Annotated in this window: 24 protein-coding genes and 1 pseudogene; 15 read left to right on the forward strand and 10 right to left on the reverse strand. The window is 67.5% G+C overall.

Annotated elements, in window-relative coordinates; all coding sequences use genetic code 11:
• Window positions 1-35: 35 nt before the first annotated feature.
• Window positions 36-962 carry a fumarylacetoacetate hydrolase family protein gene (locus KB874_RS08205; protein ID WP_212536085.1) on the reverse strand — a complete coding sequence of 309 codons (927 nt, stop codon included), beginning with the start codon at window positions 960-962 and terminating at the stop codon, window positions 36-38.
• Between the two features lie 141 nt (window positions 963-1,103).
• On the opposite strand from KB874_RS08205, the gene KB874_RS08210 reads away from it, so the two are divergent.
• Both KB874_RS08210 and htpX read left to right on the forward strand, forming a co-directional pair.
• Window positions 1,104-1,784 (forward strand): FadR/GntR family transcriptional regulator, encoded by a 681-nt coding sequence (locus tag KB874_RS08210; RefSeq protein WP_212536086.1) that lies wholly within the window; start codon window positions 1,104-1,106, stop codon window positions 1,782-1,784.
• Between the two features lie 77 nt (window positions 1,785-1,861).
• Window positions 1,862-2,764, forward strand: coding sequence for a zinc metalloprotease HtpX (gene htpX, locus KB874_RS08215; protein ID WP_212536087.1), 903 nt, complete (start codon window positions 1,862-1,864; stop codon window positions 2,762-2,764).
• 16 nt (window positions 2,765-2,780) lie between these two features.
• On the opposite strand, the gene KB874_RS08220 is transcribed toward htpX, so the two are convergent.
• Window positions 2,781-3,416 carry a gluzincin family metallopeptidase gene (locus KB874_RS08220; protein WP_346346520.1) on the reverse strand — a complete coding sequence of 212 codons (636 nt, stop codon included), beginning with the start codon at window positions 3,414-3,416 and terminating at the stop codon, window positions 2,781-2,783.
• Between the two features lie 12 nt (window positions 3,417-3,428).
• A pseudogene (locus tag KB874_RS23275) lies at window positions 3,429-5,546 on the reverse strand (TraG/VirB4 family ATPase).
• A gap of 170 nt (window positions 5,547-5,716) precedes the next feature.
• On the opposite strand from KB874_RS23275, the gene KB874_RS08235 reads away from it, so the two are divergent.
• Entirely contained in the window at window positions 5,717-6,106 is a 390-nt protein-coding gene (locus KB874_RS08235; protein ID WP_212536089.1) for an antitoxin Xre-like helix-turn-helix domain-containing protein, read from the forward strand.
• Window positions 6,103-6,792, forward strand: a complete 690-nt coding sequence (locus KB874_RS08240; RefSeq protein WP_212536090.1) for an RES family NAD+ phosphorylase — start codon at window positions 6,103-6,105, stop codon at window positions 6,790-6,792. The genes KB874_RS08235 and KB874_RS08240 overlap by 4 nt, the downstream gene beginning before the upstream one ends.
• A gap of 74 nt (window positions 6,793-6,866) precedes the next feature.
• On the opposite strand, the gene KB874_RS08245 is transcribed toward KB874_RS08240, so the two are convergent.
• Together KB874_RS08245 and KB874_RS08250 are read right to left on the reverse strand one after the other, a co-directional pair.
• The gene (locus tag KB874_RS08245; protein WP_212536091.1) at window positions 6,867-8,057 is read right to left on the reverse strand and encodes a DUF932 domain-containing protein; all 1,191 of its coding nucleotides are present in this window, start codon (window positions 8,055-8,057) and stop codon (window positions 6,867-6,869) included.
• A gap of 89 nt (window positions 8,058-8,146) precedes the next feature.
• Window positions 8,147-9,235: a site-specific integrase gene (locus KB874_RS08250; protein WP_212536092.1), complete on the reverse strand. Its 1,089-nt coding sequence runs from the start codon at window positions 9,233-9,235 to the stop codon at window positions 8,147-8,149.
• Window positions 9,236-9,348: 113 nt separating this feature from the next.
• Here KB874_RS08250 and dusA point away from each other — a divergent pair, with 113 nt between their 5' ends.
• Genes dusA through KB874_RS08265 form a run of 3 tightly spaced genes read left to right on the forward strand, consistent with a single transcriptional unit; the run spans window position 9,349 to window position 11,932 of the window.
• Window positions 9,349-10,341 (forward strand): tRNA dihydrouridine(20/20a) synthase DusA, encoded by a 993-nt coding sequence (gene dusA / locus KB874_RS08255; protein WP_212536093.1) that lies wholly within the window; start codon window positions 9,349-9,351, stop codon window positions 10,339-10,341.
• Window positions 10,338-11,156, forward strand: coding sequence for a sulfite exporter TauE/SafE family protein (locus tag KB874_RS08260; RefSeq protein WP_212536094.1), 819 nt, complete (start codon window positions 10,338-10,340; stop codon window positions 11,154-11,156). The genes dusA and KB874_RS08260 overlap by 4 nt, the downstream gene beginning before the upstream one ends.
• Complete coding sequence (locus tag KB874_RS08265) at window positions 11,147-11,932, forward strand: hypothetical protein (RefSeq protein ID WP_346346521.1); 786 nt, start codon at window positions 11,147-11,149, stop codon at window positions 11,930-11,932. Before KB874_RS08260 ends, KB874_RS08265 begins: the two co-directional genes overlap by 10 nt.
• A 7-nt stretch (window positions 11,933-11,939) precedes the next feature.
• Here KB874_RS08265 and KB874_RS08270 read toward each other — a convergent pair whose 3' ends face one another.
• The 3 genes from KB874_RS08270 to ccmI form a co-directional block, all read right to left on the reverse strand.
• Complete coding sequence (locus KB874_RS08270; RefSeq protein ID WP_212536095.1) at window positions 11,940-12,200, reverse strand: DUF1289 domain-containing protein; 261 nt, start codon at window positions 12,198-12,200, stop codon at window positions 11,940-11,942.
• 12 nt (window positions 12,201-12,212) lie between these two features.
• On the reverse strand, window positions 12,213-12,689 hold the full coding sequence (ruvX, locus tag KB874_RS08275; RefSeq protein ID WP_212536096.1) for a Holliday junction resolvase RuvX: 477 nt from the start codon (window positions 12,687-12,689) through the stop codon (window positions 12,213-12,215).
• A gap of 88 nt (window positions 12,690-12,777) precedes the next feature.
• Window positions 12,778-14,007 (reverse strand): c-type cytochrome biogenesis protein CcmI, encoded by a 1,230-nt coding sequence (gene ccmI / locus KB874_RS08280; RefSeq protein WP_212536097.1) that lies wholly within the window; start codon window positions 14,005-14,007, stop codon window positions 12,778-12,780.
• A 185-nt stretch (window positions 14,008-14,192) separates the two neighbouring features.
• Between ccmI and KB874_RS08285 the strand changes: the two genes are divergently transcribed.
• From KB874_RS08285 to rarD, 6 genes are all read left to right on the forward strand, one after another.
• A complete protein-coding gene (locus KB874_RS08285) occupies window positions 14,193-15,437 on the forward strand; it encodes a sarcosine oxidase subunit beta family protein (RefSeq protein WP_212536098.1) in 1,245 nt (414 codons plus the stop codon).
• Window positions 15,438-15,510: 73 nt separating this feature from the next.
• Entirely contained in the window at window positions 15,511-15,849 is a 339-nt protein-coding gene (locus tag KB874_RS08290) for a sarcosine oxidase subunit delta (protein WP_212536099.1), read from the forward strand.
• A 79-nt stretch (window positions 15,850-15,928) separates the two neighbouring features.
• The gene (locus tag KB874_RS08295; protein WP_212536100.1) at window positions 15,929-18,937 is read left to right on the forward strand and encodes a sarcosine oxidase subunit alpha family protein; all 3,009 of its coding nucleotides are present in this window, start codon (window positions 15,929-15,931) and stop codon (window positions 18,935-18,937) included.
• Complete coding sequence (locus tag KB874_RS08300; RefSeq protein WP_212536101.1) at window positions 18,930-19,472, forward strand: sarcosine oxidase subunit gamma; 543 nt, start codon at window positions 18,930-18,932, stop codon at window positions 19,470-19,472. Before KB874_RS08295 ends, KB874_RS08300 begins: the two co-directional genes overlap by 8 nt.
• 132 nt (window positions 19,473-19,604) lie before the next feature.
• Window positions 19,605-20,207: a superoxide dismutase gene (locus tag KB874_RS08305; RefSeq protein WP_212536102.1), complete on the forward strand. Its 603-nt coding sequence runs from the start codon at window positions 19,605-19,607 to the stop codon at window positions 20,205-20,207.
• A 130-nt stretch (window positions 20,208-20,337) separates the two neighbouring features.
• Entirely contained in the window at window positions 20,338-21,288 is a 951-nt protein-coding gene (gene rarD / locus KB874_RS08310; protein WP_212536103.1) for an EamA family transporter RarD, read from the forward strand.
• On the opposite strand, the gene KB874_RS08315 is transcribed toward rarD, so the two are convergent.
• A complete protein-coding gene (locus KB874_RS08315; protein WP_212536104.1) occupies window positions 21,195-21,746 on the reverse strand; it encodes an LOG family protein in 552 nt (183 codons plus the stop codon). The two genes, rarD and KB874_RS08315, sit on opposite strands and share 94 nt — an antisense overlap.
• 116 nt (window positions 21,747-21,862) lie before the next feature.
• On the opposite strand from KB874_RS08315, the gene KB874_RS08320 reads away from it, so the two are divergent.
• Together KB874_RS08320 and KB874_RS08325 are read left to right on the forward strand one after the other, a co-directional pair.
• On the forward strand, window positions 21,863-23,359 hold the full coding sequence (locus KB874_RS08320) for a LysM peptidoglycan-binding domain-containing protein (RefSeq protein ID WP_212536105.1): 1,497 nt from the start codon (window positions 21,863-21,865) through the stop codon (window positions 23,357-23,359).
• A 159-nt stretch (window positions 23,360-23,518) separates the two neighbouring features.
• On the forward strand, window positions 23,519-25,330 hold the full coding sequence (locus KB874_RS08325; RefSeq protein WP_212536106.1) for an ABCB family ABC transporter ATP-binding protein/permease: 1,812 nt from the start codon (window positions 23,519-23,521) through the stop codon (window positions 25,328-25,330).
• Window positions 25,331-25,337: 7 nt separating this feature from the next.
• Here KB874_RS08325 and KB874_RS08330 read toward each other — a convergent pair whose 3' ends face one another.
• Window positions 25,338-25,964, reverse strand: a complete 627-nt coding sequence (locus KB874_RS08330) for a CatA-like O-acetyltransferase (protein WP_212536107.1) — start codon at window positions 25,962-25,964, stop codon at window positions 25,338-25,340.
• Window positions 25,965-26,039: the final 75 nt, after the last annotated feature.

Raw genomic sequence — 26,039 nt, forward strand, 5'->3', positions numbered from 1 at the left:
CCCGGTGACCGCACCTCCCGTGCGGCGCCGGGTCTTCAGACAGCGCGCATCGTGTTGCTGAGCGTGCCGATTCCGGAAATCTCGCAGACCACCACGTCGCCATCCTTGAGGAAGCGCGGCGGGTCCATCGCATAGCCCACGCCCGAGGGCGTTCCCGTGGCGATCAGGTCGCCGGGTTCCAGCGTCAGACCCTCGGACAGAGACGCGATCAGCGTCGGAATGTCAAAGATCATGTCCGCCGTGTTGCCGTCCTGGCGCTGCTCGCCGTTCACGGTCAGGCCGATGGACAGCGCGTGCGCGTCGGCGATCTCGTCGGCGGTGACGATCCAGGGGCCGATCGGGCATGAGCCGTCCAGCCCCTTGCCCTTGAAATACTGCCCTCCATGGCGGCGCTGGATGTCGCGTGCGGTGACGTCATTGAGGATAGTATAGCCGAAAACGTGATCCCAGGCATCCGCCTTGGCGATGTTGCGCCCCGGCTTGCCGATCACGACGGCCAGTTCAACCTCGTAGTCGATGGCCTCGGACACGGCCGGAAAGATCGGCACCTCGGCGTCCGGGCCCACGACGGCGGTCGGGGGCTTGGTGAAGTAGACCGGGTGTTCGGTCACGCCGACCTTCTGCTTCTGCGCCCGGTCGCCTTCGGCGATGTGTTCGGCATAGTTACGCCCGACGCAGAAGACGTTTTTGCGCGGTGCCGGGATCGGCGCCAGCAGCGTCGCGCCAGCGGGATGGCGGGCATCGGCATGGGCGCCGCCCTCTGCCTCTGCCACCAGCGCGCGAAGCGCGTCCAGCGCGGCGGGGCCGCCCGAAATCAGCGTCTGCATCGAGCCGGCCCGCAGCGCGTCGCCCGCGGCACCGGCCACGGCGCCTGCCGCGCGGGCGATATCCAGCATGCTGCCGTCGTTCAGGACTGCGGCGCAAACAGGCGCACCGCCCACGGAAATGGTTGCCAGTCGCACCCGGCGATCCTCCCTCTTTTTTCACTTCCGCGGCGGGGCCGACCCTGACATGGGCCGAGTCGCCGCGAACTCCCCTTCACATCCCATTTTTGCCGAGTTAGCGTTTCGATCAATCAACCAATCACCGAATTGGGTGGAACGATGACGACATCCGGCGCTCTCGCGCAACGCCTGCGAGATCTGATCGACAAGGCCGGATACCGGCACAACGACCGCGTCCCGCCGGAACGCGAATTGTGCGAATTGCTGGGCACCACGCGCAACCAGTTGCGCGGCGCGCTGGCCGAGCTCGAGGCACAGGGGCGGATCTGGCGGCACGTGGGGAGGGGCACCTTCGTCGGTTCTCGCCCGGTGCTGAACCTCAAGGATGTTAGCTATCTGCGTGACCAGATCAAGCCGGCCCAGGTCGTGTCGGTGCGCTTTGGCATCGAGCCGGAACTGAGCCGGCTGGCGGCGCGCCAGGCCAACCGTTCCGACCGCGACCAGATGAAGCTTTGCGCCGAACGCTGCCGCAGCGCCGAAGACTGGCGCACCTACGAGGCCTGGGACAACAACCTGCACCACGCCATCGCGCGGGCGACGCACAACCAGCTTTACCTGTATTTCTTCGAGACGCTGAACGCCGTGCGCCGCGCCATCGTCTGGGGGCAGCCGCGCTCGACCCGCGGGCCGGCTGCCGACTATTCCAGCTTTGCCGAGCATGACGCCATCGTGTCGGCGATCCTCGCCGGGGACGAAGACCTGGCGGCACGGTCGATGCTGCTGCACCTGCGTTCGGTCTATTCCCGCGTCCTGCCGGGCAGCGTGCCGGCCGAGGTCTGACGTGGCCGCCGGGCCCACGCTTGCGTGCGGGGGCGAGGCCGCCCATATCTGCGGACAGGTCGCAGGAGGATGTGCACATGGCCGGATACATGCGGACGGCGATGCTGATGGCGGTGATGACGGCGCTGTTCATGGGCGTCGGCTGGATCCTGGGCGGGGCGTCGGGCGCCGTGCTGGCGCTGCTGGTCGCGGCGGGGATGAACCTGGTGACGTGGTGGAATTCCGACAGGATGGTGCTGTCGATGCACGGTGCCCGGCCCGCGACCGGCCCTGACGCGCGCGAGCCGCAGCAACTGCTGATCGAGCTGGCGCGCAATGCCGCCATACCGGTGCCCGCGCTCTACATCATCGACACCGACCAGCCCAACGCCTTTGCCACCGGGCGCAGCCCCGACCGGGCGGCGGTCGCGGTGACGACCGGGCTGTTGCGCAGCCTCGGCCGCGAGGAGGTGGCCGCCGTCATCGCGCACGAACTGGCGCATATCCGCAACCATGACACGCTGATCATGACCGTGACCGCGACCTTTGCCGGGGCGATCTCGATGCTGGCGAATTTTGCGATGTTCTTTGGCGGGCGGCGGGACGGGCCGATGGGCTTCCTCGGGGTGATCGCGATGATGATCGTGGCGCCGCTGGCGGCGATGCTGGTGCAGATGGCGATCAGCCGGGGCCGCGAATACGAGGCCGACCGGATCGGCGCCGAGATCTGCGGCAACCCGCTGTGGCTCGCCTCGGCGCTGGAACGGATCGGCGGGCTGGCCGCGCGGATCGACAATCACGTGGCCGAGCGCAACCCCGGAACGGCGCACATGTTCATCATCAACCCGTTGCACGCGCATGGCTATGACAACCTGTTCGCCACCCATCCCAGCACGCAGAACCGGGTCGCGGCCCTGCGGGCCATGGCGCAGCCGCGCGGTGCGTCCCCGTCGCGCCGGCCCGCCCGTCAGCGACCGACCGGCAGCGGCCCCTGGGGCTGAGCGCGCCGCGGCCGTGTCAGGCGGCGAAGCGTTCGCGCAGATGGGAGAGGTCGGCGTCGACGTCGTCCATGCCCGCTGCGGTCGCGTCCAGCATCTCGGCGCGGCTGCGCGACCGCACATGCGTCCAGAGCGCGCGTTCAAGGGCGGCGCGAAGGGGCGCGTAATCGGCCCGGGCGAGGCCGGAGGCAACCGCCTTGTCCTCGCGAAGCCGCGCGAATAGCCGCGCGGCGGTCAGGTTGCCGATGGTGTAGGTCGGGAAGGCCCCGAAATAGTTCTGCGACCAATGCACGTCCTGGAGGCATCCCCGCGCGTCGTCGGGCAGGTCCAGTCCCAGGTCCTGCCGGATGCCATCTGCCCACATGGCGGGGATGTCGGCCACGGCAAGCGATCCGTCCAGCAGCGCCATCTCGATCCGGACGCGCAGCATGATGTGCAGATCGTCGGTCGGCTCGTCGGCCTCGATCCGGATAAAACCGGGCCGCACACCGTTTATCGCGGCCAGCCACTCGTCGACGCCCACATCGCCCAACTGGTCGGGGAAGGTATCGCGCAGCCGTCCGAAATGGCGCGCCCAGAAGGGGGCCGAGCGACCGACATGGTTCTCGATCAGGCGCGACTGGCTTTCATGCATGCCAAAGCTGGCGCCGCCCACCGCGCAGGGTGGTCAGGGTTGCGGGTCATTCTCTGTCTCCTTCTGGTCGCTGGGTTGGGGGTTTGGAGTGGGTGACTCAGTCCCGGGTCGGAGCAACTCGACGGCCCAGTCGAGACTGCGATGGCGCAGCCAGGCGGCGGCGAAGCCGTCCCGGCCATGGCTGGCAAGCAACTCGGTAATGGCGGTCTGTTCGGTCTTGGCGGACGCGGCGGTGAAGGCTAGCGCCACCTCGCCGAGACCCAGCGAGAACAGCCGGTTGCCGCGGCGCGACTGGCAGTAGTAGTCGTGTTTCGGTGTTGCGCGGGCGACGATGTCGATCTGTCGGTCGTTCAGCCCGAAGTTCTGGTAGATGCGCGCGATCTGCGGCTCAAAGGCGCGCTCGTTGGGCAGGAATATCCTTGTGGGGCAGCTCTCGACGATTGCAGGCGCAATGAGGGACCCGTCGATGTCGGCCAGCGATTGGGTGGCGAAGATCACCGATGCGTTCTTCTTCCTCAGGGTCTTCAGCCATTCGCGGAGCTGTCCGCCGAAATTGGCATCGTCCAGCGCCAGCCAGCCTTCATCGATCAGGATCATGGTTGGCCGCCCGTCGAGCCGGGCTTCGATCCGGTGGAAGAGATAGGCGAGGACGGCGGGTGCGGCCGCCGAACCGACCAGACCTTCGGTCTCGAAGGCGAGCACATCGGCGCTGCCCAGTTCCTCGGTCTCTGCATCAAGAAGCCGCCCGAAGGGCCCTCCGAGGCAGAACGGTTTCAACGCGCGCTTTAACTCGGTCGATTGCAGCAGGACCGAGAGGCCGGTCAGCGTGCGTTCCTCGGGCGGGGCCGAGGCCAACGAGGTCAATGCTGACCAGAGATGGTCCCGTGCGCTTGGGTCGATCATCGCCCCCTCGCGCCCGAGGATCCCCGCGAGCCAGTCCTGCGCCCAGGCGCGCTCGGACGCCTCATGGATCCCGGTGAGCGGCTGCAGCTGCACCGCTGGTTCCTCGTCGGCCAGTGCGTCGCCGAGATTTTCCCAATCCCCGCCCATGGCCAGAGTGGCGCAGCGGATCGAACCGCCGAAGTCGAAGGCGACGACCTGGGCACCGGCCTAGCGACGGAACTGCAGCGCCATGAGGGCGAGCAGCACCGATTTGCCCGCTCCGGTCGGTCCAACGATCAGAGTATGGCCGACATCGCCCACATGTGTGGAGAAGCGAAACGGGGTCTTGCCGTCGGTTTCGGCATGGAAGAGCGGCGGTCCGTCGAGGTGGTCGTTCCGATCCGGCCCCGCCCAGACTGCCGAGATCGGGATCATATGGGCGAGGTTCAGCGTCGAGATTGGTGGCTGGCGAACATTGGCGTAGAGATGTCCGGGCAAGGAGCCGAGCCAGGCCTCGAGCGCGTTCAGGGATTCGAGGATGCAGGTGAAATCGCGCCCTTGCACGATCTTCTCTGCTGCCTTGAGCTTCGCTTCGGCGGTACGGGCATTCTCGTCCCAGACGGTAATCGTCGCGGTGACGTAAGCCGCGCCCGCTACATCGGCACCGAGTTCCTGCAGCGCCTCCCAGACCTGCTCCTGCCGCGCATGATCAGGATTGACCGTGAAGGCCATGAGCTGGTCGAGCGTCATTTCCTCCTCGGCATAGGCGTCGAGCAGCGACGGTGCGACGGCGGCGAGCTTCAGCCGCTGCTTGACCACGCTGGCCGAGAGGAAGAAGGCCGCGGCGATTTCCTCCTCTGTGCGGCCCTTCTCGCGCATCGCGTGGAAGGCGCGGAACTGGTCGAGCGGATGCAGCGGCGCGCGCTGGACGTTCTCGGCCAGGCTGTCCTCCTCGGCGAGCCCATCGGTGCGCACGATGCAGGGCACCAGCGCGGTCTTGTTCATGCGCTTCTGCTTGACGAGCAGTTCCAGCGCCCGGAACCGCCGCCCGCCGGCGGGGATCGTGTACATGCCGGTCTCGGCACCGCTCTCATCCAGCACGGGCCGAACGGTAATGGAGCTGAGCAGCGTTCGCCGCGCGATGTCCTCCGCCAGTTCCTCGATCGACACGCCCGCCTTGACGTGGCGCACGTTCGACTGGCTGAGCATCAGCTTGTTGAAGGGAATGTCGCGCGAGGCGCTGAGGGTGATCTTCGCTTGCTTGGTCATCGGGATATCTCCGCGACAGGCCAGCCGGGAGCCTCTCTCCCGACCTCCAAACCCGTCACGGAAAACCCGGCACCCCTCTTACTCTGGAGGCACTGAGAGGATCATATGAACTTGCAAATCAATCCATATGGCCTTATATCATCAGTCAAGCTAGGAAGGAGCGCCAACACATGGAAAACGTTGTTCTGGAACGTCCTGCGCCGGATCGGCAGGGTGTCGCTCTCAAGGCCTTCGCCCGGATCGCGGACGCCTGGTCGCTCACCTTGCGTGAGGCGGCGGCACTGGCGGATATGTCGGACTCGACCTGGAAGCGGGCGAAGAAGCCCGGTTTTGCGGGGGATCTGACGCGGGACCAGATGCTGCGACTGAGTGCGCTGATCGGCCTCTATAAGTCGCTCGAACTCTACTTCAACGAGCCGATTTCGCGGGACTGGGTGAAGCTGCCTAACCAGGGTCCGGAGTTCGACGGCGCGCGGCCCGTTGACGCGATGATCGAAGGGGGATTGCCCAAGATCCTGCGCGTGCGGGGCTATGTCGATGCGCTGCGGGGCGGGGTTTGAGGATCACGTCGGTCAATGACCGCGCACTTGTCCGGCTGATCTCCGAGACCCATCACAAGCCGCCCGTGCTGCGGGGACTGGTCGACAGCGACGAGGAGGCCGCGATTCTCGCCGAGATCGAGGGCGAGTCCAGTGCCCGCCTGATCGCCGAGGCGCAGGGCAGCCCCGCGCTCGACCGCCGCGAACTCGCTTTCGCGCGGCGGTCGCATGACCTCACCCTCTATGGACAGAGCCATATCAACGCGGCCTTCACGTACACGAGACCGTCGGGCAACCGCTTCAATACTGGTGACCGCGGTGCCTGGTATTGCGCCTGGGAGATGCTGACGAGCGCGCAAGAGGTCGGGTTTCACCGGACCCGCGAACTGGGCTTCATCGGTCGCTACGAGGACGAGGCCCGTTACGTGGAACTGCTGGCGGATTTCATTGGGGACTTCCCGGATCTGCACGGGGAGGCGCATCAGGCGCTCGATCCGGATCCGGAACGCGGTTATCTGGCCGGGCAGCACCTCGCGGCGGATCTGAGATCAGAGGGGCATCGCGGGCTGATCTACCCCTCATTGCGCCACCCGGGCGGACGGTGCTTTGTCGCCTTCGATCCCGGGATCATCCAGAATGTCCGTCCCGGCGCGAGCTGGAAGCTGGTCTGGCAAGGTGCGCCCGAGTTCACGGTCGAGGGGCTATAGCGCCCCTCGACATGTTCATTCAGCGCTTGAGATTATCTCGATAAAGGTTTGAACAGCGTACATATTCAACGCAATCATACCTTCTCCAACAACACCTTCGCCTTGCCCTCCATCACCAGCCGCGCATCCTGCTGCGGCTTCGACCGGGCCACCGCGGTGATCCCCTGCACGAAATCAAAGACGCTCTCGGGCGGGCGGCCCTCCTCGGCGAGCACCGTCTCGACGATCCGCCCGGTCTCCGCCTTCGAGAACCCGCGCTTGCGGAGGAAGTCCTGCCGGTCCTCGTCCGACCGCGCGACGATCTTCTCGCGCGCCGCGCGGATGCCGTCGATAAACGGCGCGGGAGAGGACTCGGCGAAGCGGCTGAGCGCCGGCGCGGCCTCATGCGCGAAGCGAGAGGCGGCGTATTTCGAGTGCCGGATCGTGATCTCCTGGAAGTCCTCGACGCCCCAGAGGTTGCGGTTCTGGCAGACCGCGCGCAGGTAGAAGCTGGCGATGCCGAGCGTCTTAGCGCCCACCTCGGAATTCCAGCAGTAGAACCCCCGGAAATAGAGGTCGGGTGAGCCGTCGGGCAGCAGCCCCGCCTCGATGGGGTTCAGGTCATCGACGAGGAACAGGAACACGTCGCGGTCCGAGGCGTAGAGCGTCGTTGTCTCCTTCGTCACGTCCGCGCGCGGGTTGTAGATGCCGGTCGACCAGTCGAGCACGCCGGGGACCTTCCAGCGCGTGTCGCCGGTGCCGTTTCCCGCGATGCGCTGGATGGCGGAGACCAGTTCGTGGTCGTAGATGCGGCCGTAATCGGGGCCGGTCACCGCACGCAATTCCGTCCGGCCATCCGTGACTTCCATAGTCTTGATTTGCTCTGCCCGGTGGTTGGTCAGCCCGTATTGCAGGTTGATGCCCGCCAGCGGCGCGGGAAGCTGCCGAAGATAGGCCGCGGGCGCGCCGACGAGGCTTGAGAGCTGACCGAAGGACCAATGCGTCGGCGCGATCGGCTCATCCGCCCCCGGCAGGACCAGCCCCAGCCTCTCCGGGTTGTCGCGATGCGCCTCGACCCGGATCGCCGCGCTTTCCACGGTGCGCGTCCGGCTCCGCTCCGCCCGGCCCTTGACCGAGGCGAAAAGGTCGTCGAGCGACAGGAACCGCTCGTCATCCGGCCGCGAGAACCACTCGGACGACACGCGGTCCACGTTTGTGCCGCGCGACACATCCACCCTGTAGCCGCCGCTCATGTCACGCCCGGCATCGATGATTTCGGTCTTCATTGGGAAACCTCCGCGACGGGCGGCCGGGAGCCTCTCTCTCGACCTCCAAACCCGTCACGGGCCGGGACGGCACCCCTCTAACTCTCCGATCACTCGGCTGCGCGGGTCTCGAGCGGGGAAGGGGCGCGCGACGCGGCGAGCCAGTGCAGCGTTTCCGGGCGGATATGCGTGTACCGGCGCAGCATTTTCCAATCCTTGTGGCCGGTGACCAGCGAGACTTGCTCGATGGCGAAGCCGGCCTCGAACAGGCGGCTTGTGCCTTCATGGCGCAGATCGTGGAAATGCAGGTCCTTCACGCTGACCTCGACGCAGGCGCGCCGGAAGGCCGTTCCGACCGATCTCGAGTTATAGGGAAAGATCCGGCCTCTTGCGTGCCCGAGTTCCTTGGCCTGTTCAGTGACCAACGCCCAGGCATCGAACCCCGTGGCGGCGAATAGTGGGATCCGCTGGTCGTTCCCGGTCTTGTTGCGCGGGTCCTTCCTATCGCGGATCATGAGCATTCGGCGGTCGACGTCGAGATCAGTCCATTCGACGCGGCAGATCTCGTCGAGCCGCATGGCCGTGGCCACCGCGAACTTCACGATCCGTGTCATCGGCAGGGTCAGGCGTTCGTTGTCATCGAAGCAACGGAAGAGGCGGTTCAACTCATCGGTGGTGGGGCGACGATCCCGCTCCGTGCCTTTGCCGATCAGCCCGAGACGCTTGAGCGCGACACGCGCCAGATCAAAGGGTTCGGGAGAAATATCGAGCCCGTGCACGGCGGCAGCGTGGGTGATGATCATCTTGATCACCCCGATGTCGATCCCGAGAGTCACTGGTCCCGCGCCTTGGTCCGCACGCATCTTGCCGTAGTCGATCAGCTTCTGCCGATCGAGGTGACCGATCCGTTCCTTCCCAAGATCGCGCTTCAACGTGGTGAGTGTGGCGGCCTTGCTGCGACGCGGCGGTTTCCCTACCTCGCACATATCGGCTATATGAAGGTCGATGAGGTCGCCAAAGGTCTGGAGGCGGGAGACGGACGACTTGTTCGGCGCCAGTCCCTGATCGACCCGGGTCTCCGCCTGGCGGGCCCAGCGATGGGCGTCGTCGCGGCGGAGGAACGTCTCGCTCGCGTAGCGGCCCTTTCGTCTGATCTGAACCCGGTAGGCGCCGGAGGGGAGCTTGGTGATGGAGGCCATTTTCGTGTGCGCTGTGTGTGCAATGAGTCGTCGTAGAGGGGCAAATTCGGGGATATCGGGACGTATTCCAGGGTAGCAGCATCCGCCGCCAACAGTTTGAAGATACACAAAAAATGCAAATAAATCAACACGCTAGATTGTCCACGGCCCCTATGATGGACTGGACCGACCGGCATTGCCGGTTCTTCCACCGACAGATCAGCCGCAAGGCGCTGCTCTATACAGAGATGGTCACCGCGCCCGCGCTGGTGCGCGGCGGGGCGCTGCACCTGCTCGACCATAGCCCCGAGGAGCATCCCGTCGCGCTGCAACTGGGCGGCTCGGACCCGGTGGAACTGGCGCAGGCGGCGCGGCTTGGGGCCGAGGCGGGCTATGACGAGATCAACCTCAATTGCGGCTGCCCCTCGGACCGGGTGCAGTCGGGCACCTTCGGCGCGGTGCTGATGAAGGATGCGGCGCTGGTCGCGCGCTGCGTCGCGGCCATGCGTGAGGCGGTTGAGGTTCCGGTGACGGTGAAATGCCGCATCGGCGTCGACGACCAGGATGCCGAGCAGGTGCTGCCCGAATTCCTGGCTCGCATCGTCGCGGCGGGCTGCGAGCGGGTGGCGATCCATGCCCGCAAGGCCTGGCTCCAGGGCCTCAGCCCCAAGGAAAACCGCGAGATCCCGCCGCTCGACTACGACTTGGCGCAGCGGATGAAGATGCTGTTTCCAAACCTGCATGTCTCGCTCAACGGGGGCATCGCCACGCAGGCGGATGTCTTGCACTGGCTGGATGCCGGGTTCGACGGCGCGATGGTGGGTCGCGCGGCCTATCACCAGCCCTGGGACATCCTGGGCGGCGCGGACGAGGCGGTCTGGGGCGCAACCAGCCCGAACGCGACCCGCGCCGACGTGGTGCAGGCCATGCTGCCCTATATCGAGGGGCATCTCACCTCGGGCGGGCGGCTGCACCAGGTGACGCGGCACATGCTGGGCCTGTTCGCCGGACAGCCGGGCGCGCGACTGTGGCGGCGCATCCTGTCCGAGGGCGCGGCGCGCGAGGGCGCGGGGCCGGACCTAGTCGAAGAGGCACTGGGCCAGGTGATGATGGCGCAGGCCGCATGATGGACATGGCGACGCTGGCCCCGCTGCTGGGGCTGCTGATGGTCTCGGGCGCCTTTGCCGGACTGCTGGCGGGGATGCTGGGCGTGGGCGGCGGCATCGTGCATGTGCCGGCCTTCTTCTTTGTTTTCGTTACCCTTGGCTACGATGGCCCGCAACTGATGCAGGTTTGCCTTGCGACCTCGCTTTCGGCCATCGTCGTGACCTCGATCCGCTCTGTCGCGGCGCATAACAAGCGTGGCGCGGTGGATTGGTCGATCCTGCGCGGCTGGGCGCCGGGGATCGTGGCGGGGGCGCTGGTTGGCGTCGGTGTCGCGGCGCAGCTGCGATCCGAGGCCTTGCAGGTGATCTTCGGCATCGTGGCGACCGTGGTCGGCTTCTACCTGATGTTCGGGCGGGAAAGCTGGCGCCTGGGCGAGGCGATGCCCGGCGGTGTGCTGAAGCCCGCCTGGGCGGCGGCGGTGGGTTTCCTGTCGGTGCTTATGGGCATCGGCGGAGGCAGTTTCGGTGTCCCGCTGATGGCGCTTTACGGCGTGCCGATGCACCGGGCGGTGGCGACGGCGGCGGGGTTTGGCGTGCTGATCGCGCTGCCCTCGGCGCTGGCCTTCCTGCTGGTCGCCATTCCCGCCGCGCCGCCGCTGACGGTCGGGGCGGTGAACCTGCCCGCGCTCGGCATCGCCATCACGATGACGCTGATCACCGCGCCGCTGGGCGCGCGGCTGGCCCATGCTCTGCCGGCGCGACGGCTGCGGCGCATCTTCGCCGTGTTCATCCTGATCGTCGCGGCCAACATGCTGCGGCGGGTGCTGTGGGGCTGAGCGACCTCGAGACGCGCGGCTGGATCCGCCTGTCGGGCCTTGCCGGCCTGTCGGACTGGACCAGCGCGGCGCACGACGCGGCGCTGAAGGTCGTGGCCGACCCGGTCCTGCGCGACCGCTGGCTGGAATGCGAGGGGACGTGGTTCGTCGGCGTCGATGCGCTGCCCACCGGGCCCGATGGCGGGATCGGGGGCGTGGCCTTGCCGGACAGCCTGTTACGCCTGCTGCCGCCCTTGCCGCCGCTGCACCCTGCGCAACTGTCGGTCGTCTATCCCGGCTATCCGCGCCCACGTCGCGGCGAGAGCGCCGCCGGTTTCGCCTATCGCCGCGACCGCTGCGCCGCGCATGTGGACGGAATTATCGCCGAGGGCGAGGCGCGCCGTCGTTTCGTCACCGAGCCGCACGGCTTTGTGCTGGGCCTGCCGCTGAACGTGGCCGATCCGGGCGCCGCGCCGCTGACGGTGTGGGAAGGCAGCCACAGCCTGATCCGCAACGCGCTGGCCGGGGCCTGCGATGCGGGGCAGGGCGCGCTGGACAACATCGACGTGACAGAGGTCTACCAGGCGGCGCGGCGTCTGTGTTTCAAGACCTGCCCGCGTGTCGCCTTGCATGCCGAACCGGGTGAGGCGCTGCTGCTGCATCGCCACCTGCTGCACGGGATCGCACCATGGCAGGACGGCGCCAAGGCCCCGCCCGAGGGCCGCATGATCGCCTATTTCCGTCCGCTGGCGCGGGGCGGTCACGCGGTCTGGATCGATCCGGCGCCGCTGGTCTGAGGACGGTTCAGCGGGTTTCGGGCAGGCCGCCCGTGCCACGGGCCAGCCGTGCCGCGCGGCCGCCGCGGCGCTGTTGCAGCAGGGGCTCGCGGGCGGGAAGCTCTGCCATCACCGCGCGGCGCGCCTCGGGAGTCATGCGCGACCAGGCGCCGATCTCGTCGATGGTGCGCAGGCAACCGGTGCAGAGCCGCGTCGCGGGATGCACGACGCAGACCTTGACGCAGGGGCTTTCGATCTCGTTCCGCTTCCAGATGTCGTCGGTGCTCATGCCTGTTCCGATTCAATTCCCGCCGCGCAGGTGGCGCAGCCGGTCCAGCGCCCCTTGCAGGATATACGAGGCGGCGACATGGTCGATGACCTCGGCGCGACGTTTGCGTGACGTATCCGCCTCGAGCAAGGCTCTTTCTGCGGCCACGGTCGACAATCTTTCGTCCCAGAAGGTGATCGGCCCGTCCCACTCGCGGGCGAAATTGCGCGCGAAGGCGCGCGTCGACTGGCAGCGCGGCCCCTCGGAGCCGTCCATGTTGCGCGGCAGGCCCAGTACCAGCCCGCCGATGCGGCGATCTGCGATGATGGCGCGCAGGCGCTCGGCATCGAGGCCGAACTTGCGCCGCCGGATCGTTTCCAGCGGGGTCGCGACCGAGCACAGCGTGTCCGAGACCGCGACGCCGATGGTCTTTTCGCCGAAATCCAGCCCGGCTATGGCGTGCATCGGCGGCAGGGCTGCAGCGAAGGTCTCGATCTCGTCGGTGATCATGGCGGCGGGGCCCTGTGGTTGGCGGGGAGGGGGCTCTGCCCCGGCCGCGTTCCGCGACCCCCGGGGATCGGTTCAGCCCGAAGTTGGCTCAGTCCAGGATGCCCGCACGTTCGACGGTCGAGCGGATCACGGCCAGCGCGTCGGGCGCCTCGGCGAAGACCTGTTGCGCGTCGGCCCAGATGGCGCGGGCCTGATCGGCCTCGCCCAGCACCATGAGCGACGAGATCAGGCGCGACCAGTCCTCGGGCGGGCCGCCCTCGGTCGCCAGCCGGTCGGACAGCTGGCCGACCATACCGCGGATCATGTCCATCCGTTCCTCGGGTGTCATGGTCGCGGCGTTGGCCATGTCGGCCTCGGTGGGGCCGCGCGGGCCGCCGCGATCGGGCAATTGATAGTCCGAAACGCCGGCCCGGAAGGCCATTTCCGCCATCTGCTCGTAGATCGGGTCCAGCCAGGGCGCGTCGGCCGGGCTTTCTCGCAGCAGGCGGTCCCACATCTGGAAGGCGATGTCGGGCCGCCCGGTCTGGGCCATCATCAGCCCGCCGTAATAGCGCGCGACGCCGTTGTTCGGATCGCGTTCCAGCGCGACCTCAAGCGCCTCTTGCGCCTCGGGCGAGACATAGCCGCCGGCGGCAAGGATCATCATGTCGGCAAGATCGGCGAAATCCTTCGATGTCGCCGCATCGCCCTTGAGCGCGATCACCTGTTCGAGCGCGGCATAGGCGGCCCGGTAATTGCCCATCGCGCCCTCGGAGCGCGCCAGCAGTTCCTGGCCGCGCAGATCGGTCGGCCGCTCGGCCACGGCACCGCGCAGTCGGGTGACGAGCTGGGCATATTCCTCGGGGATCTCGGGATTGGCCGTCTCGGGCATCTGCGCTTCGGCCTCGGCCTGGCTGGGACGGTTCTCGCGCAGGTCGGCGGCGGCAGCGATCCGGCCGGCCAGCGGCAGGTCGGGATAGCCCGGCGCGCCGATCTGCATGTAGAGACCGATACCTCCGGCCAGCACCACCGCGACGACAGCCCCGGCCAGCGCGAGCGTCGCCGTTTTCGGCTGACCGGCGGAGGCGGCACTGCCCTGCACGCGCGCATCCGCGCTGAGCAGGCGGCGCGACACCTCGGTGCGCAGGCGCTCTGCCTCGTCCTCGGGCAGGGTGCCGCGGGCGAGGTCGCGCTCGATCTCCTTGAGCTGGTCGCGGTAGACCTGAAGGTCGAAGGCCTCGGCCGGCCCGGTCTCGCGCCGGCCGCGCAGCAGCGCCAGTGCCAGCAGTGCCGAAACCGCCAGTGCCATCCCGCCGGCCATGATCCAGAAAAGCGTCATCGTTCCTCCTGCCTTTGGTTCCATCTAGGCCGCGCACGCCCAGGATAAAAGACCCCCCGCGCGCGGCAGATCGCCCCCTTGCCGGCGATGTCGCAAAGATGCCGAATTGTGACGGTTGCGTGTCGCGCGCCATCGATGCGCCGGTCCATGTATCGGCCAGAGCAGCACGGGGGGATTCGACGCCCATGAAACGCTATTCCGCCTTCGCGGTCGCCCGAGAGGCGCTGACCGGCCACAAGGGCTGGGAACGGGCCTGGCGCAAAGCCCAGCCGAAAAAGCGCTACGACGTTGTGATCGTCGGCGCGGGCGGGCATGGCCTGGCCACCGCCTATTATCTCGGCAAGCGGTTCGGGATCACCAACGTGGCGATCATCGAGAAGGGCTGGCTGGGTGGTGGCAACACGGGTCGGAACACGACGATCATCCGGTCGAACTATCTCCAGGATCCGTCGGCGGCGATCTACGAGAAGGCGCGGTCGCTGTATGAGACCCTCAGCCAGGACCTGAACTACAACGTCATGTTCAGCCCGCGCGGTGTGATGATGCTGGCCCAGACCGAGCACGAGGTGCGCGGCTACCTGCGCACCGTGCATGCCAATGCCCTGCAAGGGGTCAAGACGCGTTTCATCACCCCCGCCGAGGTCAAGAAGATCGTCCCGATCATCCGCCTCGACGGCCCGCGCTACCCGGTGCTGGGCGCGCTCTGGCAGGACCGCGGCGGCACCGCGCGGCACGACGCCGTGGCCTGGGGCTATGCGCGGGCGTGCTCGGCCATGGGCATGGACATCATCCAGAAATGCGAGGTCACCGGCGTCCGGCAAGAGGCCGGCCGCGTCACCGGCGTGCAGACGACGAAGGGCGACATCGCCTGCGACAAGCTGGGCATCGTCGTCGCGGGTCATTCCGGCGTTGTGGCGAACATGGCGGGCTTCCGCCTGCCGATCGAATGCGTGGCTTTGCAGGCGCTGGTCTCGGAACCGATCAAGCCGGTGATGGACTGCGTCGTCATGGCCAACACCGTGCACGGCTACATGAGCCAGTCCGACAAGGGCGAGATGGTGATCGGCGGCGGCGCGGACCAGTTCAACAACTACTCCCAGCGCGGCAGCTTCCACCATGTCGAGGAAACCGTCCGCGCCCTGATCGAGACCTTCCCGATGCTCTCGCGCCTCAAGATGCTGCGCTGGTGGGGCGGGATCGTCGACATGACGGGCGACCGCTCTCCCATCCTGTCCAAGACGCCGCTCGAGGGTTGCTTCATCAATTGCGGCTGGGGCACCGGCGGGTTCAAGGCGATCCCGGGCTCGGGCTGGGGCTTTGCCGAGCTGATGGCCAAGGGCCACTCGCCCCTGACCGAGGAATTCTCCATGTGGCGCTTCCGCGAAGGCAAGTTCATCGACGAGAGCGTGGCGGCGGGGGTGGCACATTGATGAGCTGCCTTAGGACCTTCCGCCCGGCGGCAAAGCCGGGCGCTGCCCTCTGCACTTTGCAGGAGACGAAACGATGCTGACCCTCCAATGCCCCCATTGCGGCGTCCATGCCGAGGAAACCGAACTCACCGGCGGCGGCGAGGCGCATCTGAAGCGCTTCGGTCCCGGCTCGGACGACGACGCGTTCGAAGGCTACCTCTTCCTGCGCGAGAACCCCAAGGGGGTGCATTTCGAGCGCTGGCGCCACAGCTACGGCTGCGGCAAGTGGTTCCACGCCGCGCGCTGCACCGTCACGATGGAGGTCTTCGGCACCTACACGGCGCAGACGTCGAAACCGCCGCAAGACCTGCTTGACCGCATTTCCGAAAAACGCCCCGGCTGGCGCTGGCGCGATCTGAACGAACCGGCCTGATCTTCATCTTGCCAAGCAAACTCCGGGGGTCCGGGGGCAGAGCCCCCGGCGACAGCCAGAAAGACCAGAGGTCCGACACATGAGCACCCGTCTCGCCACCGGCGGCCGCCTGATCGACCGCAGCAAGCCTGTCCGCTTCCAGTTCAACGACACCTGGCTGTCGGGGTTCGAGGGCGACACGCTGGCCTCGGCGCTGCTGGCCAACGACAAGGTCATGGTGGGCCGCAGCTTCAAGTATCACCGCCCGCGCGGCATCGTCGCCTCGGGGGCGGAGGAGCCCAACGCGCTGGTCAACCTCGGCAAGGGCGCGCGGCACGAGCCGAACCAGCGCGCCACCACGACCGAGCTTTTCGACGGGCTTTACGCCACCTCGCAGAACCACTGGCCCAGCCTCGAGTTCGACATCGGCGCGATCAATGCGAAACTCGCGCGCTTCCTGCCGGCGGGCTTCTATTACAAGATGTTCATCCACCCGCGCCCGTTCTGGAAACACATCTACGAGCCTTTCATCCGCCAGTCGGCAGGCCTTGGCCGCGCGCCCGATCCCGAAACCCGCGATCCCGACACCTACGAGCATTTCTACGCCTATGTGGACGTGCTGGTGGTGGGCGGCGGCGTGGCCGGTTTGCAGGCCGCGAAGGCTGCGGCCAAGTCGGGCGCGCGTGTTCTGCTGATCGAACAGACCGCCCATTGGGGCGGCCGCGCGGCGGTCGATGGCGGCATGGTCGACGGCCAGCCCGCCCGCGACTGGATCGCCGCCACCGTCAAGACGCTGGAGGGGATGGAGAACGTCACGCTGCGCACCCGTTGCATGGGGGCGGGCGTCTACGATCATGGCTATGTTCTCGGCTACGAGCGTCTCAACGATCACCAGCCGCAGGCCGACGGCCCGCGCCACCGCCTCTGGCGCATCCGCACGAAGCAGATCATCACCGCAACCGGCGCGATCGAACGGCCCATTTCCTTTGCAGGCAACGATCTGCCGGGCGTCATGCTGGCCTCGGCCGTGCGCGATTATGTGGTGAACTATGGTGTGGCTCCGGGTGAGCGCACGGTGGTCGTGACCAACAACGACGACGGGTATCGGACGGCCATTGCGCTGAAGGCCGCGGGCCTCGCCGTTCCGGCAGTGATCGACCCGCGCGTCCACGCGATCGACCCGCCGCTGGTCGCGCAGGCCAAGGCGGCCGGGATCGAGGTTCTGATGGGCCGCGCCGTGGCCAAGGCCAAGGGCGGACGCCGCGTCACCGGTATCGTCGTCACCGCGCATTCGGGCGAGGGCGCGGCCCTGCGCGAGATCGCCTGCGATTGCGTCGCCATGTCCGGCGGCTGGTCGCCGGTCGTGCACCTGTGGTCGCATTGCGGCGGCAAGCTGACCTGGGACGCGCACCACGCCTTCTTCCGCCCCGATCCGGCCAAGGCGCCCACGGGCGCCGATGGTGCGCCCTTCGTCCATGTGGCGGGCAGCGCGAACGGCTATCTGTTCCTCAAGGATGTCCTGCAAGACGCTGAAAACGCGGGAAGAGTCTCTGTCGGACTGGAGCGTGACCCGGCCCCCGACGCCAACAGCGAACACGCAGCCCCGATCCACCCGGTCTGGATGATGCCGGCCAAGGCGGGGGACGACCTGCGCGCCAAGGCTTGGCTCGACTACCAGAACGACGTCAAGGTCTCGGACGTGCAACTGGCCGCGCGCGAGGGCTTCGAAAGCGTAGAACACACCAAGCGCTACACCACGCTCGGCATGGCAACCGATCAGGGTAAGCTGAGCAACATCAACGGCCTGGCGATCCTTTCTGATGCGTTGGGCGAGGATATCCCGCAGGTCGGCACCACCACCTTCCGTCCGCCCTATACCCCGATCAGCATGGGCGCCATCGCCGGACAGGCGCGGGACGAGATCTTCCAGCCGATCCGCAAGACGCCGGTCCACGCCTGGCACGAGGAGAACGGCGCCGTGTGGGAACCGGTCGGCCAGTGGCGCCGGCCCTACTGCTTCCCCCGCAAGGGCGAGAGCAAGCACCAGGCGGTACGCCGCGAGGTGCGGGCCACGCGCAACGGTGTCGGCCTGCTGGACGCGTCCACGCTGGGCAAGATCGTGGTCAAGGGGTCGGACGCTGGCCGCTTCCTCGACATGCTCTACACCAACCTGATGAGCACGCTTCCCGTGGGCAAATGCCGCTATGGCCTGATGTGCACGGAAAACGGGTTCCTCACCGATGACGGCGTGGTCGCGCGGCTGGACGAGGACACGTTCCTTTGCCACACCACCACCGGCGGCGCGGACCGCATCCATGCCCACATGGAGGAATGGCTCCAGACCGAGTGGTGGGACTGGAAGGTCTACACCGCCAACCTGACCGAGCAATATGCCCAGATCGCCGTGGTCGGCCCCAAGGCCCGCGTGCTGCTGGAGCGGCTTGGCGGCATGGATGTCTCGAAAGAGGCGCTGCCCTTCATGCAATGGGCGGATGGCACGCTGGGCAGCATCCCGGCGCGGGTCTTCCGCATCTCCTTCTCGGGGGAACTCAGCTACGAGGTTGCCGTGCCTGCCGGCCGGGGTCGCGAGTTCTGGGACCTCTGCCTGCATGTCGGTGCGGATCTCGGCATCACGCCCTACGGCACCGAGGCGCTGCACGTGATGCGGGCCGAGAAGGGGTTCATCATGATCGGCGACGAGACCGACGGCACGGTGATCCCTCAGGACCTTGGCCTGAACTGGGCGATCTCGAAGAAGAAGGCCGACTATATCGGCAAGCGCGCGCAGGAACGCAGCCACATGACCAGCGCCGACCGCTGGCAGCTGGTCGGGCTGGAGACGCTGGATGGCTCTGTCCTGCCCGATGGTGCCTATGCCGTGGCCGACGGGCGCAACGCCAACGGCCAGCGCAACACGCAAGGCCGCGTGACCTCGACCTATTACTCGCCGACGCTCGACAAGGGCATCGCGATGGGGCTGGTTCACAACGGCCCGGCCCGCATGGGCGAGGTTGTGGTCTTCCTGAAGGAGGATGGCGAGACAAAGGTCAAGGCGCGGATCGTCAACCCGGTCTTCTACGACCCGAAGGGAGAAAAGCAGGATGTCTGAGGGTTTCGAGGAGCTCTGCCGGGTTCGGCCTATCGCACGGCAGGGCATGATCACGCTGCGCGGCGACCTGTCCGCCAAGGCGGTCAAGAACGCTGTGACGGGCGTCGCGGGCGTCGACATGCCGTCGCGGCGCGAGGCCCGCCATGTGGGCGAACGCGCGATCCTGTGGATGTCCCCCGACGAACTGGCGGTGCTGGTGCCGCATGAGGAGGCCGCTGTCGCCGCCGAGACGATGCGCTCCGCGCTGGCGGGAATACACGCGCTTGTCGCGGACGTGTCGGATGCGCGCGCGCACTTCCGGCTGGAGGGCGATACGATCCGCGAAGTCATCGCCAAGCTGGCCCCGGTCGACATGTCCCCTGCCGCCATGCAGCCGGGCATGGTGCGCCGCACGCGCTTTGCCCAGGTCGCCGCCGGATTCTGGCTGCGCGACGAGGCGACGGCGCAGGTCTTCTGCTTCCGATCTGTCGCGGATTACATGTCGGGTCTGCTGCGCACCGCCGCCACGCCGGGCAGCGCGGTGGGGTATTTCTGACCGCGCGAAGGCGCCTTATACAGGAACCATCCGCCCTGCGCGGGGGTTGTTCCCAGTGAAGGGCTTGACGCGACGCCCGCCCCGGCACAGGTATGCCGGGACAATTCGCCACAACCAACGAGGGGTGACACCATGGCTTTCGAACTTCCCGATCTTCCCTATGCCCACGATGCGCTTGCCGCGAAGGGCATGAGCAAGGAGACGATGGAGTATCACCACGACATCCACCACAAGGCCTATGTCGACAACGGCAACAAGCTGATCGCCGGCACCGAGTGGGAGGGCAAGTCCCTCGAAGAGATCGTCAAGGGCACCTACAACGCCGGCGCCGTGGCGCAGAACGGCATCTTCAACAACGCCTCGCAGCACTGGAACCACATGCAGTTCTGGGAAATGATGGGGCCGGGCGGCTCTGCCATGCCGGGCACGCTGGAAAAGGCGCTGACCGAGGCGTTCGGCTCTGTCGCCAAGTTCAAGGAAGACTTCGCCGCCGCCGGCGCGGGCCAGTTCGGCTCGGGCTGGTGCTGGCTGGTGCAGAAGGCTGACGGCAGCCTCGCGGTGACCAAGACCGAGAATGGCGTGAACCCGCTGTGCTTCGACCAGACCGCCCTGCTGGGCTGCGACGTGTGGGAGCACTCCTATTACATCGACTTCCGCAACAAGCGTCCGGCCTACCTGGCGAACTTCCTCGACAACCTGGTGAACTGGGAAAACGTCGCAAGCCGGATGAAGTGATCGCCGCCTGACGGCTGACACAGGCGCCGCGTCCCGATGGGGCGCGGCGCTTTTCGTTTCGGGCGCAAGGCTGGACAGGCCGCGCGCCCCGTGTCATGCGCGGAAGGATCGGCCAGGGGCGGAGGACGGTATGGAGGAGGGCAAGAGCGGGATCGTCGCGATCATCGCCGCCTGCACCATCTGGGGCCTGTCGCCGCTGTTCTACAAGCTGCTGAACCACGTCCCGCCCTTCGAGCTGTTCCTGCATCGCGCGGTCTGGTCTCTGGTGATCTTCGCCGGGCTGTTGGTGGTGCAGCGGCGTCTGAAGGCGCTGAAGCCGGCCTTTGCCAGCCCGCGCGCCGCCGCGCTGACGGCCTTTTGCGGCGCGATGGTCTCGGTCAACTGGTTCCTGCTGATCTGGTCGGTGCAGGCGGGACGCGTGACGGAGACCTCGCTGGGCTATTACATGCTGCCGCTGATGTCGGTGCTGCTGGGCACGGTCTGGCTGGGAGAGCGGCTGACGCGGCTGCAATGGCTGGCGGTGGCGCTGGCCGCGACGGGCGTGGCGGTGCTGGCCGTGGGGCGCGGTACGCCGCCCTGGCTGTCGCTGGCGCTGGCGGTCAGCTTTGGTCTTTATGGGCTGGTCAAGAAGGGCATCGCCACCGGGCCCGTCGCCTCGGTCACGGCGGAATGCCTTGTTGTCGGTCCGCTTGCGCTGGCGGGGCTGGCGTGGTTCGCGCTGCACGGGCAGGCGAGTTTCGGGCAGGACGTCTCGACCTCGGTGCTGCTGATGCTGTCGGGCCTGCTGACGGCGCTGCCGCTGATCCTGTTTTCGCGCGCGGCGCAGCGGGTGCGGCTGGCGACGCTGGGCATCGTGCAGTATCTCAACCCGACCTTGCAGTTCCTCTGCGCGGTCGTGGTCTTTGCCGAGCCCTTCGGGCCGATCCACGCCGTCACCTTCGGCCTGATCTGGGTGGCGCTGGCGCTCTATTCCGGCGCGGCGCTGCGTCAGGACAGGGCGCGGCGCAGGATGGTGATGGCCTCGTCGGCGGTCCCGGCGGTCTGCACGAAATCCAGCAGCGAACCGTCCGCGAACCCGTGATCCACCACGTGGTGCAGCAGCGCCGCCAGCGGCCCCCAGTAACCGTTCACGTCGAGCAGCACGATGGGCTTTCCATGCAAGCCCAACTGCCGCCAGGTGAGCACCTCGAAGAACTCGTCCAGCGACCCCGCGCCACCCGGCATCACCACGATCGCGTCGGCATTCATCACCATGACCTTCTTGCGTTCGTGCATCGTCTCGGTGACGACGAAGCGCGTCAGGTCGCGCTTGCCCACTTCCCATTGCAGCAGGTGGGTGGGGATCACGCCGAACGTGTCGGCCCCCGCGGCCTGGGCCGCGCGCGCCACGATCCCCATCAGCCCGACATCGCCCGCGCCGTAGACCAGTCGCCAGCCCTCGGAGGCCAGCGCCTGTCCCATCGCCTCGGCCTGCGCGGCATAGGCAGGGTCGTGCCCCGGGCGCGAGCCGCAGTAGATGCAGACGGATTTCTGTGACATGGCGGCCTCAACGTTGGGATATTTGCAGTTTTGACCCTTGATACAGCGCCTGATATACACGCTCAACCGTGCAGGCGATGGGGATCGCCTGTCGCTGGGGACGCTGCGCAAAGACCATGAGCAAGAGAGCTGCAATCACCGGCTGGGCCGGGCTCGGGGTGGCCGGGGTATTGGCCCTTGGCTGGGCCTTGGGAGTCTTTGATCGCGCGTCTGCGCCCCGGCAGGCGACCCTGCCTGCCGCGACCCAGGACATGGCCGCCGCGCCGCCAGACGACAAGGCAACGACACCGCAAGCGACCGGGTCCGCGCTGCAGACCGATGCGGCGGCTGGGGCCGAGGCCGTGCCCGGGCCGCAGTCCGACGCCGCGGCTTCGGACGATACACCGCCGCGGATCGATCCTCCGACATTCGACGTTGTGCGCCCCGATGGCACCGGGTCGGTTCTGGTCGCTGGAAGGGCCGCGCCGGGGGGGCGGATCGAGGTGCTGGTCGACGGTGCCGCCGAGGCCGAGACCGAGGTGGGAGGCGATGGAACGTTCGCGGCCTTCCTTGATATCGACACCTCGCAGCGCCCGCGCGTGCTGACGCTGCGCCTGACGCTGGGCGATGTGGTGATCCTGTCGATAGAAAAGAGCATCCTTGCTCCCGCGGCCGCACCCATGGCGCAGGCCGAAACCGCGAATCCCGAGGGGCAGGGCGAACAACTGGCCCTCGCCATGCCCGAGCCGCAGTCAGAACCGCAGGCCCAGTCTGAGCCTCAGGCCCAGTCGCAGGCAGAGCCGCAGACGCAACCCCCGCCGCAACCGGAGACAGAGGCAGAGCCGCAGGCGTCGGACCTGTCGCAATCCGCCTCTCAACCGCTGCCAGGCTCGCAGGCCACAGCGGACGCGCCCGCCACGACCCAAGACCAGTCCGGCGCCGCGCAAGCCCCCGCCACCTCGCCGCAAGCCGCATCCGACGACCCGACCGCGCCCTCGGGTGCTCTGGCCGGGGGGACGGCGCCTGCCGTGCCAGGCGCGATCGGCGCCGCGCCGCGCAGCGCGGGCCCGGCGCCCGACCCGCAACTGCCGCAAGAACCCTCGGGTGCGCCTGCCGTCATGCTGTCGACCGCGCGCGGCGTCGAGTTGCTGCGCGACGCGCCGCTGCCCACGGGCGAGGTAGCGCTGGACGCGATCAGTTATGACGAGGCGGGCGATGTCTTGCTGTCGGGGCGTGGCGCGGGCGACGGGTTCGTGCGCGTCTATCTCGACAATGCGCCGCTGACCACCGCGCCCATCGGCGAGACCGGACGGTGGCGCGTGACCCTGCCCGAGGTGGACAGCGGCACCTACACGCTGCGCGTCGATCAGATCGACGGCGCCGGCACCGTGACCGCGCGGGTCGAAAGCCCCTTCCGGCGTGAAAGCGCCGAGACGCTGGCCGCCGCCGCGCAGGGTCTGCAAGGGCCGGTCGGCTCGATCACCGTTCAGCCGGGCAATACGCTCTGGGCCATCGCGCGGGACCGCTATGGCGACGGGCTGGATTACGTGAAGGTGTTCGAGGCCAACCGCGACCGCATCCGCGACCCCGACCTGATCTATCCCGGTCAGATCTTCGACCTGCCCGACCGCTGAGGCGGGCATGGCGTGATCCAGAGGAGCGCTTCCGCGCGCTTTCATTCTGCCAGCGGCGGGTGATCGCGCCCGCTGCGGCGCTGGGTTGCGGCGCGGGCGGGGCTGGCCTTTGGTCGCGCCAGCGCCTAGATGGTGCCGGGAATTGCCGGGACCGATGCCATGACAGACCAGACCGCCGCCGCCATCGCCGCCGAGGAGCGGCGTTCGGGCCTGCGCACGATCCGCAAGGTCGGGCCCTACCTGTGGCCGGAATCCCACCCCTGGGTCAAGCAGCGGGTGAGCATCGCGCTGGCCCTGCTGCTGCTGTCCAAGCTGATCGCGGTGGGCACGCCCATCCTCTACAAGGCCGCCGTCGACACGTTGTCGGGCGACGTGTCGGACCTGATGCTGGGCGCGGTGGGCCTGACCGTGGCCTATGGCATGGCGCGGCTGCTGTCGACGGGCTTCCAGCAGTTGCGCGACGCGGTGTTTGCCAAGGTGGGGCAGCGCGCCCTGCGCCAGCTGGCGCTGGAGACCTTCACCCATATCCACGCGCTGTCGCTGCGCTATCACATCACCCGCAAGACCGGCGGGCTGAGCCGGATCATCGAGCGCGGCGTGAAGGGCGTCGATTTCCTGCTGCGCTTCCTGATCTTCTCGATTGGCCCGCTGGCGCTGGAGCTGATCCTGGTCGGCGCGGTTCTGTTCTGGCTGTTCGACATCTGGTACCTGCTGGTCGTGGGCGCGGTGATCGGCGCCTATGTCTGGTTCACCTTCGCCGTCACCGAATGGCGGGTGAAGCTGCGCCGCGAGATGAACAAGCAGGATACCGACGCCAACCAGAAGGCCATCGACAGCCTGCTGAACTTCGAGACCGTCAAGTATTTCGGCGCCGAGACGCGCGAGGCGGCGCGCTATGACCGGGCGATGGCGAATTACGAGACCGCCGCGATCAAGACCGCGACCTCGCTGGCCTTCCTGAATTTCGGCCAGGCGCTGATCATCACCTCCGGGCTCGTGGCGGTGATGGTGATGGCGGCGCTGGGCGTGCAGAACGGCACGCTAACGGTGGGCGATTTCGTCATGGTCAACGCCTACATGATCCAGATCACCATGCCGCTGAACTTTCTCGGCACGGTCTATCGTGAGATCCGGCAGGCGCTGGTCGACATGGGCGAGATGTTCGACCTGCTGGAACAGCCCCGCGACGTGACCGACAGGCCCGGCGCGCCCGACCTGACCGTGTCGGGTGGGGTCGTGGCGTTCGAGGACATCTCGTTCGGCTATGATGCCGCGCGGCCGATCCTGAAGGGCGTGACGATCCGCGTCGGCGCCGGCGAAAGCGTGGCGTTGGTCGGCCCGTCCGGGTCGGGCAAGTCTACCATCGGGCGGCTTCTGTTCCGTTTCTACGACGTAGGCGGGGGGCGCATCACCATCGACGGGCAGGACATCCGTGACGTGACGCAAGAGTCCGTCCATGCCGCGATCGGCGTCGTGCCGCAGGACACGGTCCTGTTCAACGACACGATCCGATACAACATCGCCTATGGCCGCGATGGCGCGACCGAGGATGAGATCGTCGCAGCGGCCAGGGCAGCGCAGATCCACGATTTCATCGCCAGCCTACCCGAGGGCTACGACACCCAGGTGGGTGAACGCGGATTGAAGCTGTCGGGCGGGGAAAAGCAGCGCGTCGGCATCGCGCGCACCCTGCTCAAGGATCCGCCGATCCTGCTGCTGGACGAGGCGACCAGCGCGCTGGATACCGAGACCGAGGCCAGCATCCAGGACGCGCTGAAGCGCGCGGGCGAGGGGCGGACCGTCATCACCATCGCGCATCGCCTGTCGACCATCGCCGATGCCGACCGGATCGTGGTGCTGCAGGACGGACAGGTGGTCGAGGAAGGCCGTCACGACGACCTCCTGGCGCGGGCTGGGCGCTATGCCGCGCTCTGGGCGCGGCAGCAGGCGGAACGCGAAGAGGCTGCCTGAACGCCGTTCAGACCGAGTCCAACGCCCGCTGCACCTCGGCAAAGAAGGCGCCCAGGTGTTCGCCGTCCACCAGCGCGTGATGTACCTGGATCGCCATCGCCACGCGGGTGCGGTCGCCCTCGGGCGTGAACCGGCCCCAGGAAACGCGCGGGATGCAGTCGTCGCGGTCGCGCAGCGCATTGTCCACGGCGGTGAAATCCAGCCAGGGCAGGCAGGAGAGATACGCCACCGCATCCTGCACCCCGTCATTCTCGCCCAGCGTGTCGCGGTCCTGCGCAGCCTTCAACCGCCGGGTCGCTTCGGCGTCGAACCGGGCAAAATCGGGGTCGAAGGGCAGGTCGGCATAGTTGAACCCGCCATCGCGGCGGGGCGCTGTCACCGACAGCGCGATGCGGTCATGCAGCACCACGCCCGCGCCGCGCAGGCGCATCCGCAATTCCGGCACCGCGTGCAAACCGCAGCCGATGGCGAAGACGCAGGCGCGGTAGGGTGAGACCCCGTCAGCCTTGCGCGCAACCAGCCGCGTCACGTCGAGTCGCGTGGTTATGGAGTATTGCGGCCGCTCATAGCCGCGAAACAGCGCGAACTGCGCCGCGCGCCCCCATGTAGCCAGGTCGACCGGTGTTTCCGCCATTTCTGCCCCCGTTCAAGGCACGCATTGAAACAGCTTCGCGCGGGATTGGAAGGATTTCCTGACCAAAGCTGTTGC

Origin of the sequence: Thetidibacter halocola (assembly GCF_018224955.1) — a bacterium.
Classification (GTDB): domain Bacteria; phylum Pseudomonadota; class Alphaproteobacteria; order Rhodobacterales; family Rhodobacteraceae; genus Thetidibacter; species Thetidibacter halocola.

Excerpts from the sequence above, each read along its gene's own strand:
- KB874_RS08210 (WP_212536086.1), top strand. The coding sequence starts at position 1,104 with ATGACGACATCCGGCGCTCTCGCGCAACGCCTGCGAGATCTGATCGAC.
- htpX (WP_212536087.1), top strand. The coding sequence starts at position 1,862 with ATGGCCGGATACATGCGGACGGCGATGCTGATGGCGGTGATGACGGCG.
- KB874_RS08235 (WP_212536089.1), top strand. The coding sequence starts at position 5,717 with ATGGAAAACGTTGTTCTGGAACGTCCTGCGCCGGATCGGCAGGGTGTC.
- KB874_RS08245 (WP_212536091.1), bottom strand. The coding sequence starts at position 8,057 with ATGAAGACCGAAATCATCGATGCCGGGCGTGACATGAGCGGCGGCTAC.
- KB874_RS08250 (WP_212536092.1), bottom strand. The coding sequence starts at position 9,235 with ATGGCCTCCATCACCAAGCTCCCCTCCGGCGCCTACCGGGTTCAGATC.
- dusA (WP_212536093.1), top strand. The coding sequence starts at position 9,349 with ATGCAAATAAATCAACACGCTAGATTGTCCACGGCCCCTATGATGGAC.
- KB874_RS08260 (WP_212536094.1), top strand. The coding sequence starts at position 10,338 with ATGATGGACATGGCGACGCTGGCCCCGCTGCTGGGGCTGCTGATGGTC.
- KB874_RS08270 (WP_212536095.1), bottom strand. The coding sequence starts at position 12,200 with ATGAGCACCGACGACATCTGGAAGCGGAACGAGATCGAAAGCCCCTGC.
- ruvX (WP_212536096.1), bottom strand. The coding sequence starts at position 12,689 with ATGATCACCGACGAGATCGAGACCTTCGCTGCAGCCCTGCCGCCGATG.
- ccmI (WP_212536097.1), bottom strand. The coding sequence starts at position 14,007 with ATGACGCTTTTCTGGATCATGGCCGGCGGGATGGCACTGGCGGTTTCG.
- KB874_RS08285 (WP_212536098.1), top strand. The coding sequence starts at position 14,193 with ATGAAACGCTATTCCGCCTTCGCGGTCGCCCGAGAGGCGCTGACCGGC.
- KB874_RS08290 (WP_212536099.1), top strand. The coding sequence starts at position 15,511 with ATGCTGACCCTCCAATGCCCCCATTGCGGCGTCCATGCCGAGGAAACC.
- KB874_RS08295 (WP_212536100.1), top strand. The coding sequence starts at position 15,929 with ATGAGCACCCGTCTCGCCACCGGCGGCCGCCTGATCGACCGCAGCAAG.
- KB874_RS08300 (WP_212536101.1), top strand. The coding sequence starts at position 18,930 with ATGTCTGAGGGTTTCGAGGAGCTCTGCCGGGTTCGGCCTATCGCACGG.
- KB874_RS08305 (WP_212536102.1), top strand. The coding sequence starts at position 19,605 with ATGGCTTTCGAACTTCCCGATCTTCCCTATGCCCACGATGCGCTTGCC.
- rarD (WP_212536103.1), top strand. The coding sequence starts at position 20,338 with ATGGAGGAGGGCAAGAGCGGGATCGTCGCGATCATCGCCGCCTGCACC.
- KB874_RS08315 (WP_212536104.1), bottom strand. The coding sequence starts at position 21,746 with ATGTCACAGAAATCCGTCTGCATCTACTGCGGCTCGCGCCCGGGGCAC.
- KB874_RS08320 (WP_212536105.1), top strand. The coding sequence starts at position 21,863 with ATGAGCAAGAGAGCTGCAATCACCGGCTGGGCCGGGCTCGGGGTGGCC.
- KB874_RS08325 (WP_212536106.1), top strand. The coding sequence starts at position 23,519 with ATGACAGACCAGACCGCCGCCGCCATCGCCGCCGAGGAGCGGCGTTCG.
- KB874_RS08330 (WP_212536107.1), bottom strand. The coding sequence starts at position 25,964 with ATGGCGGAAACACCGGTCGACCTGGCTACATGGGGGCGCGCGGCGCAG.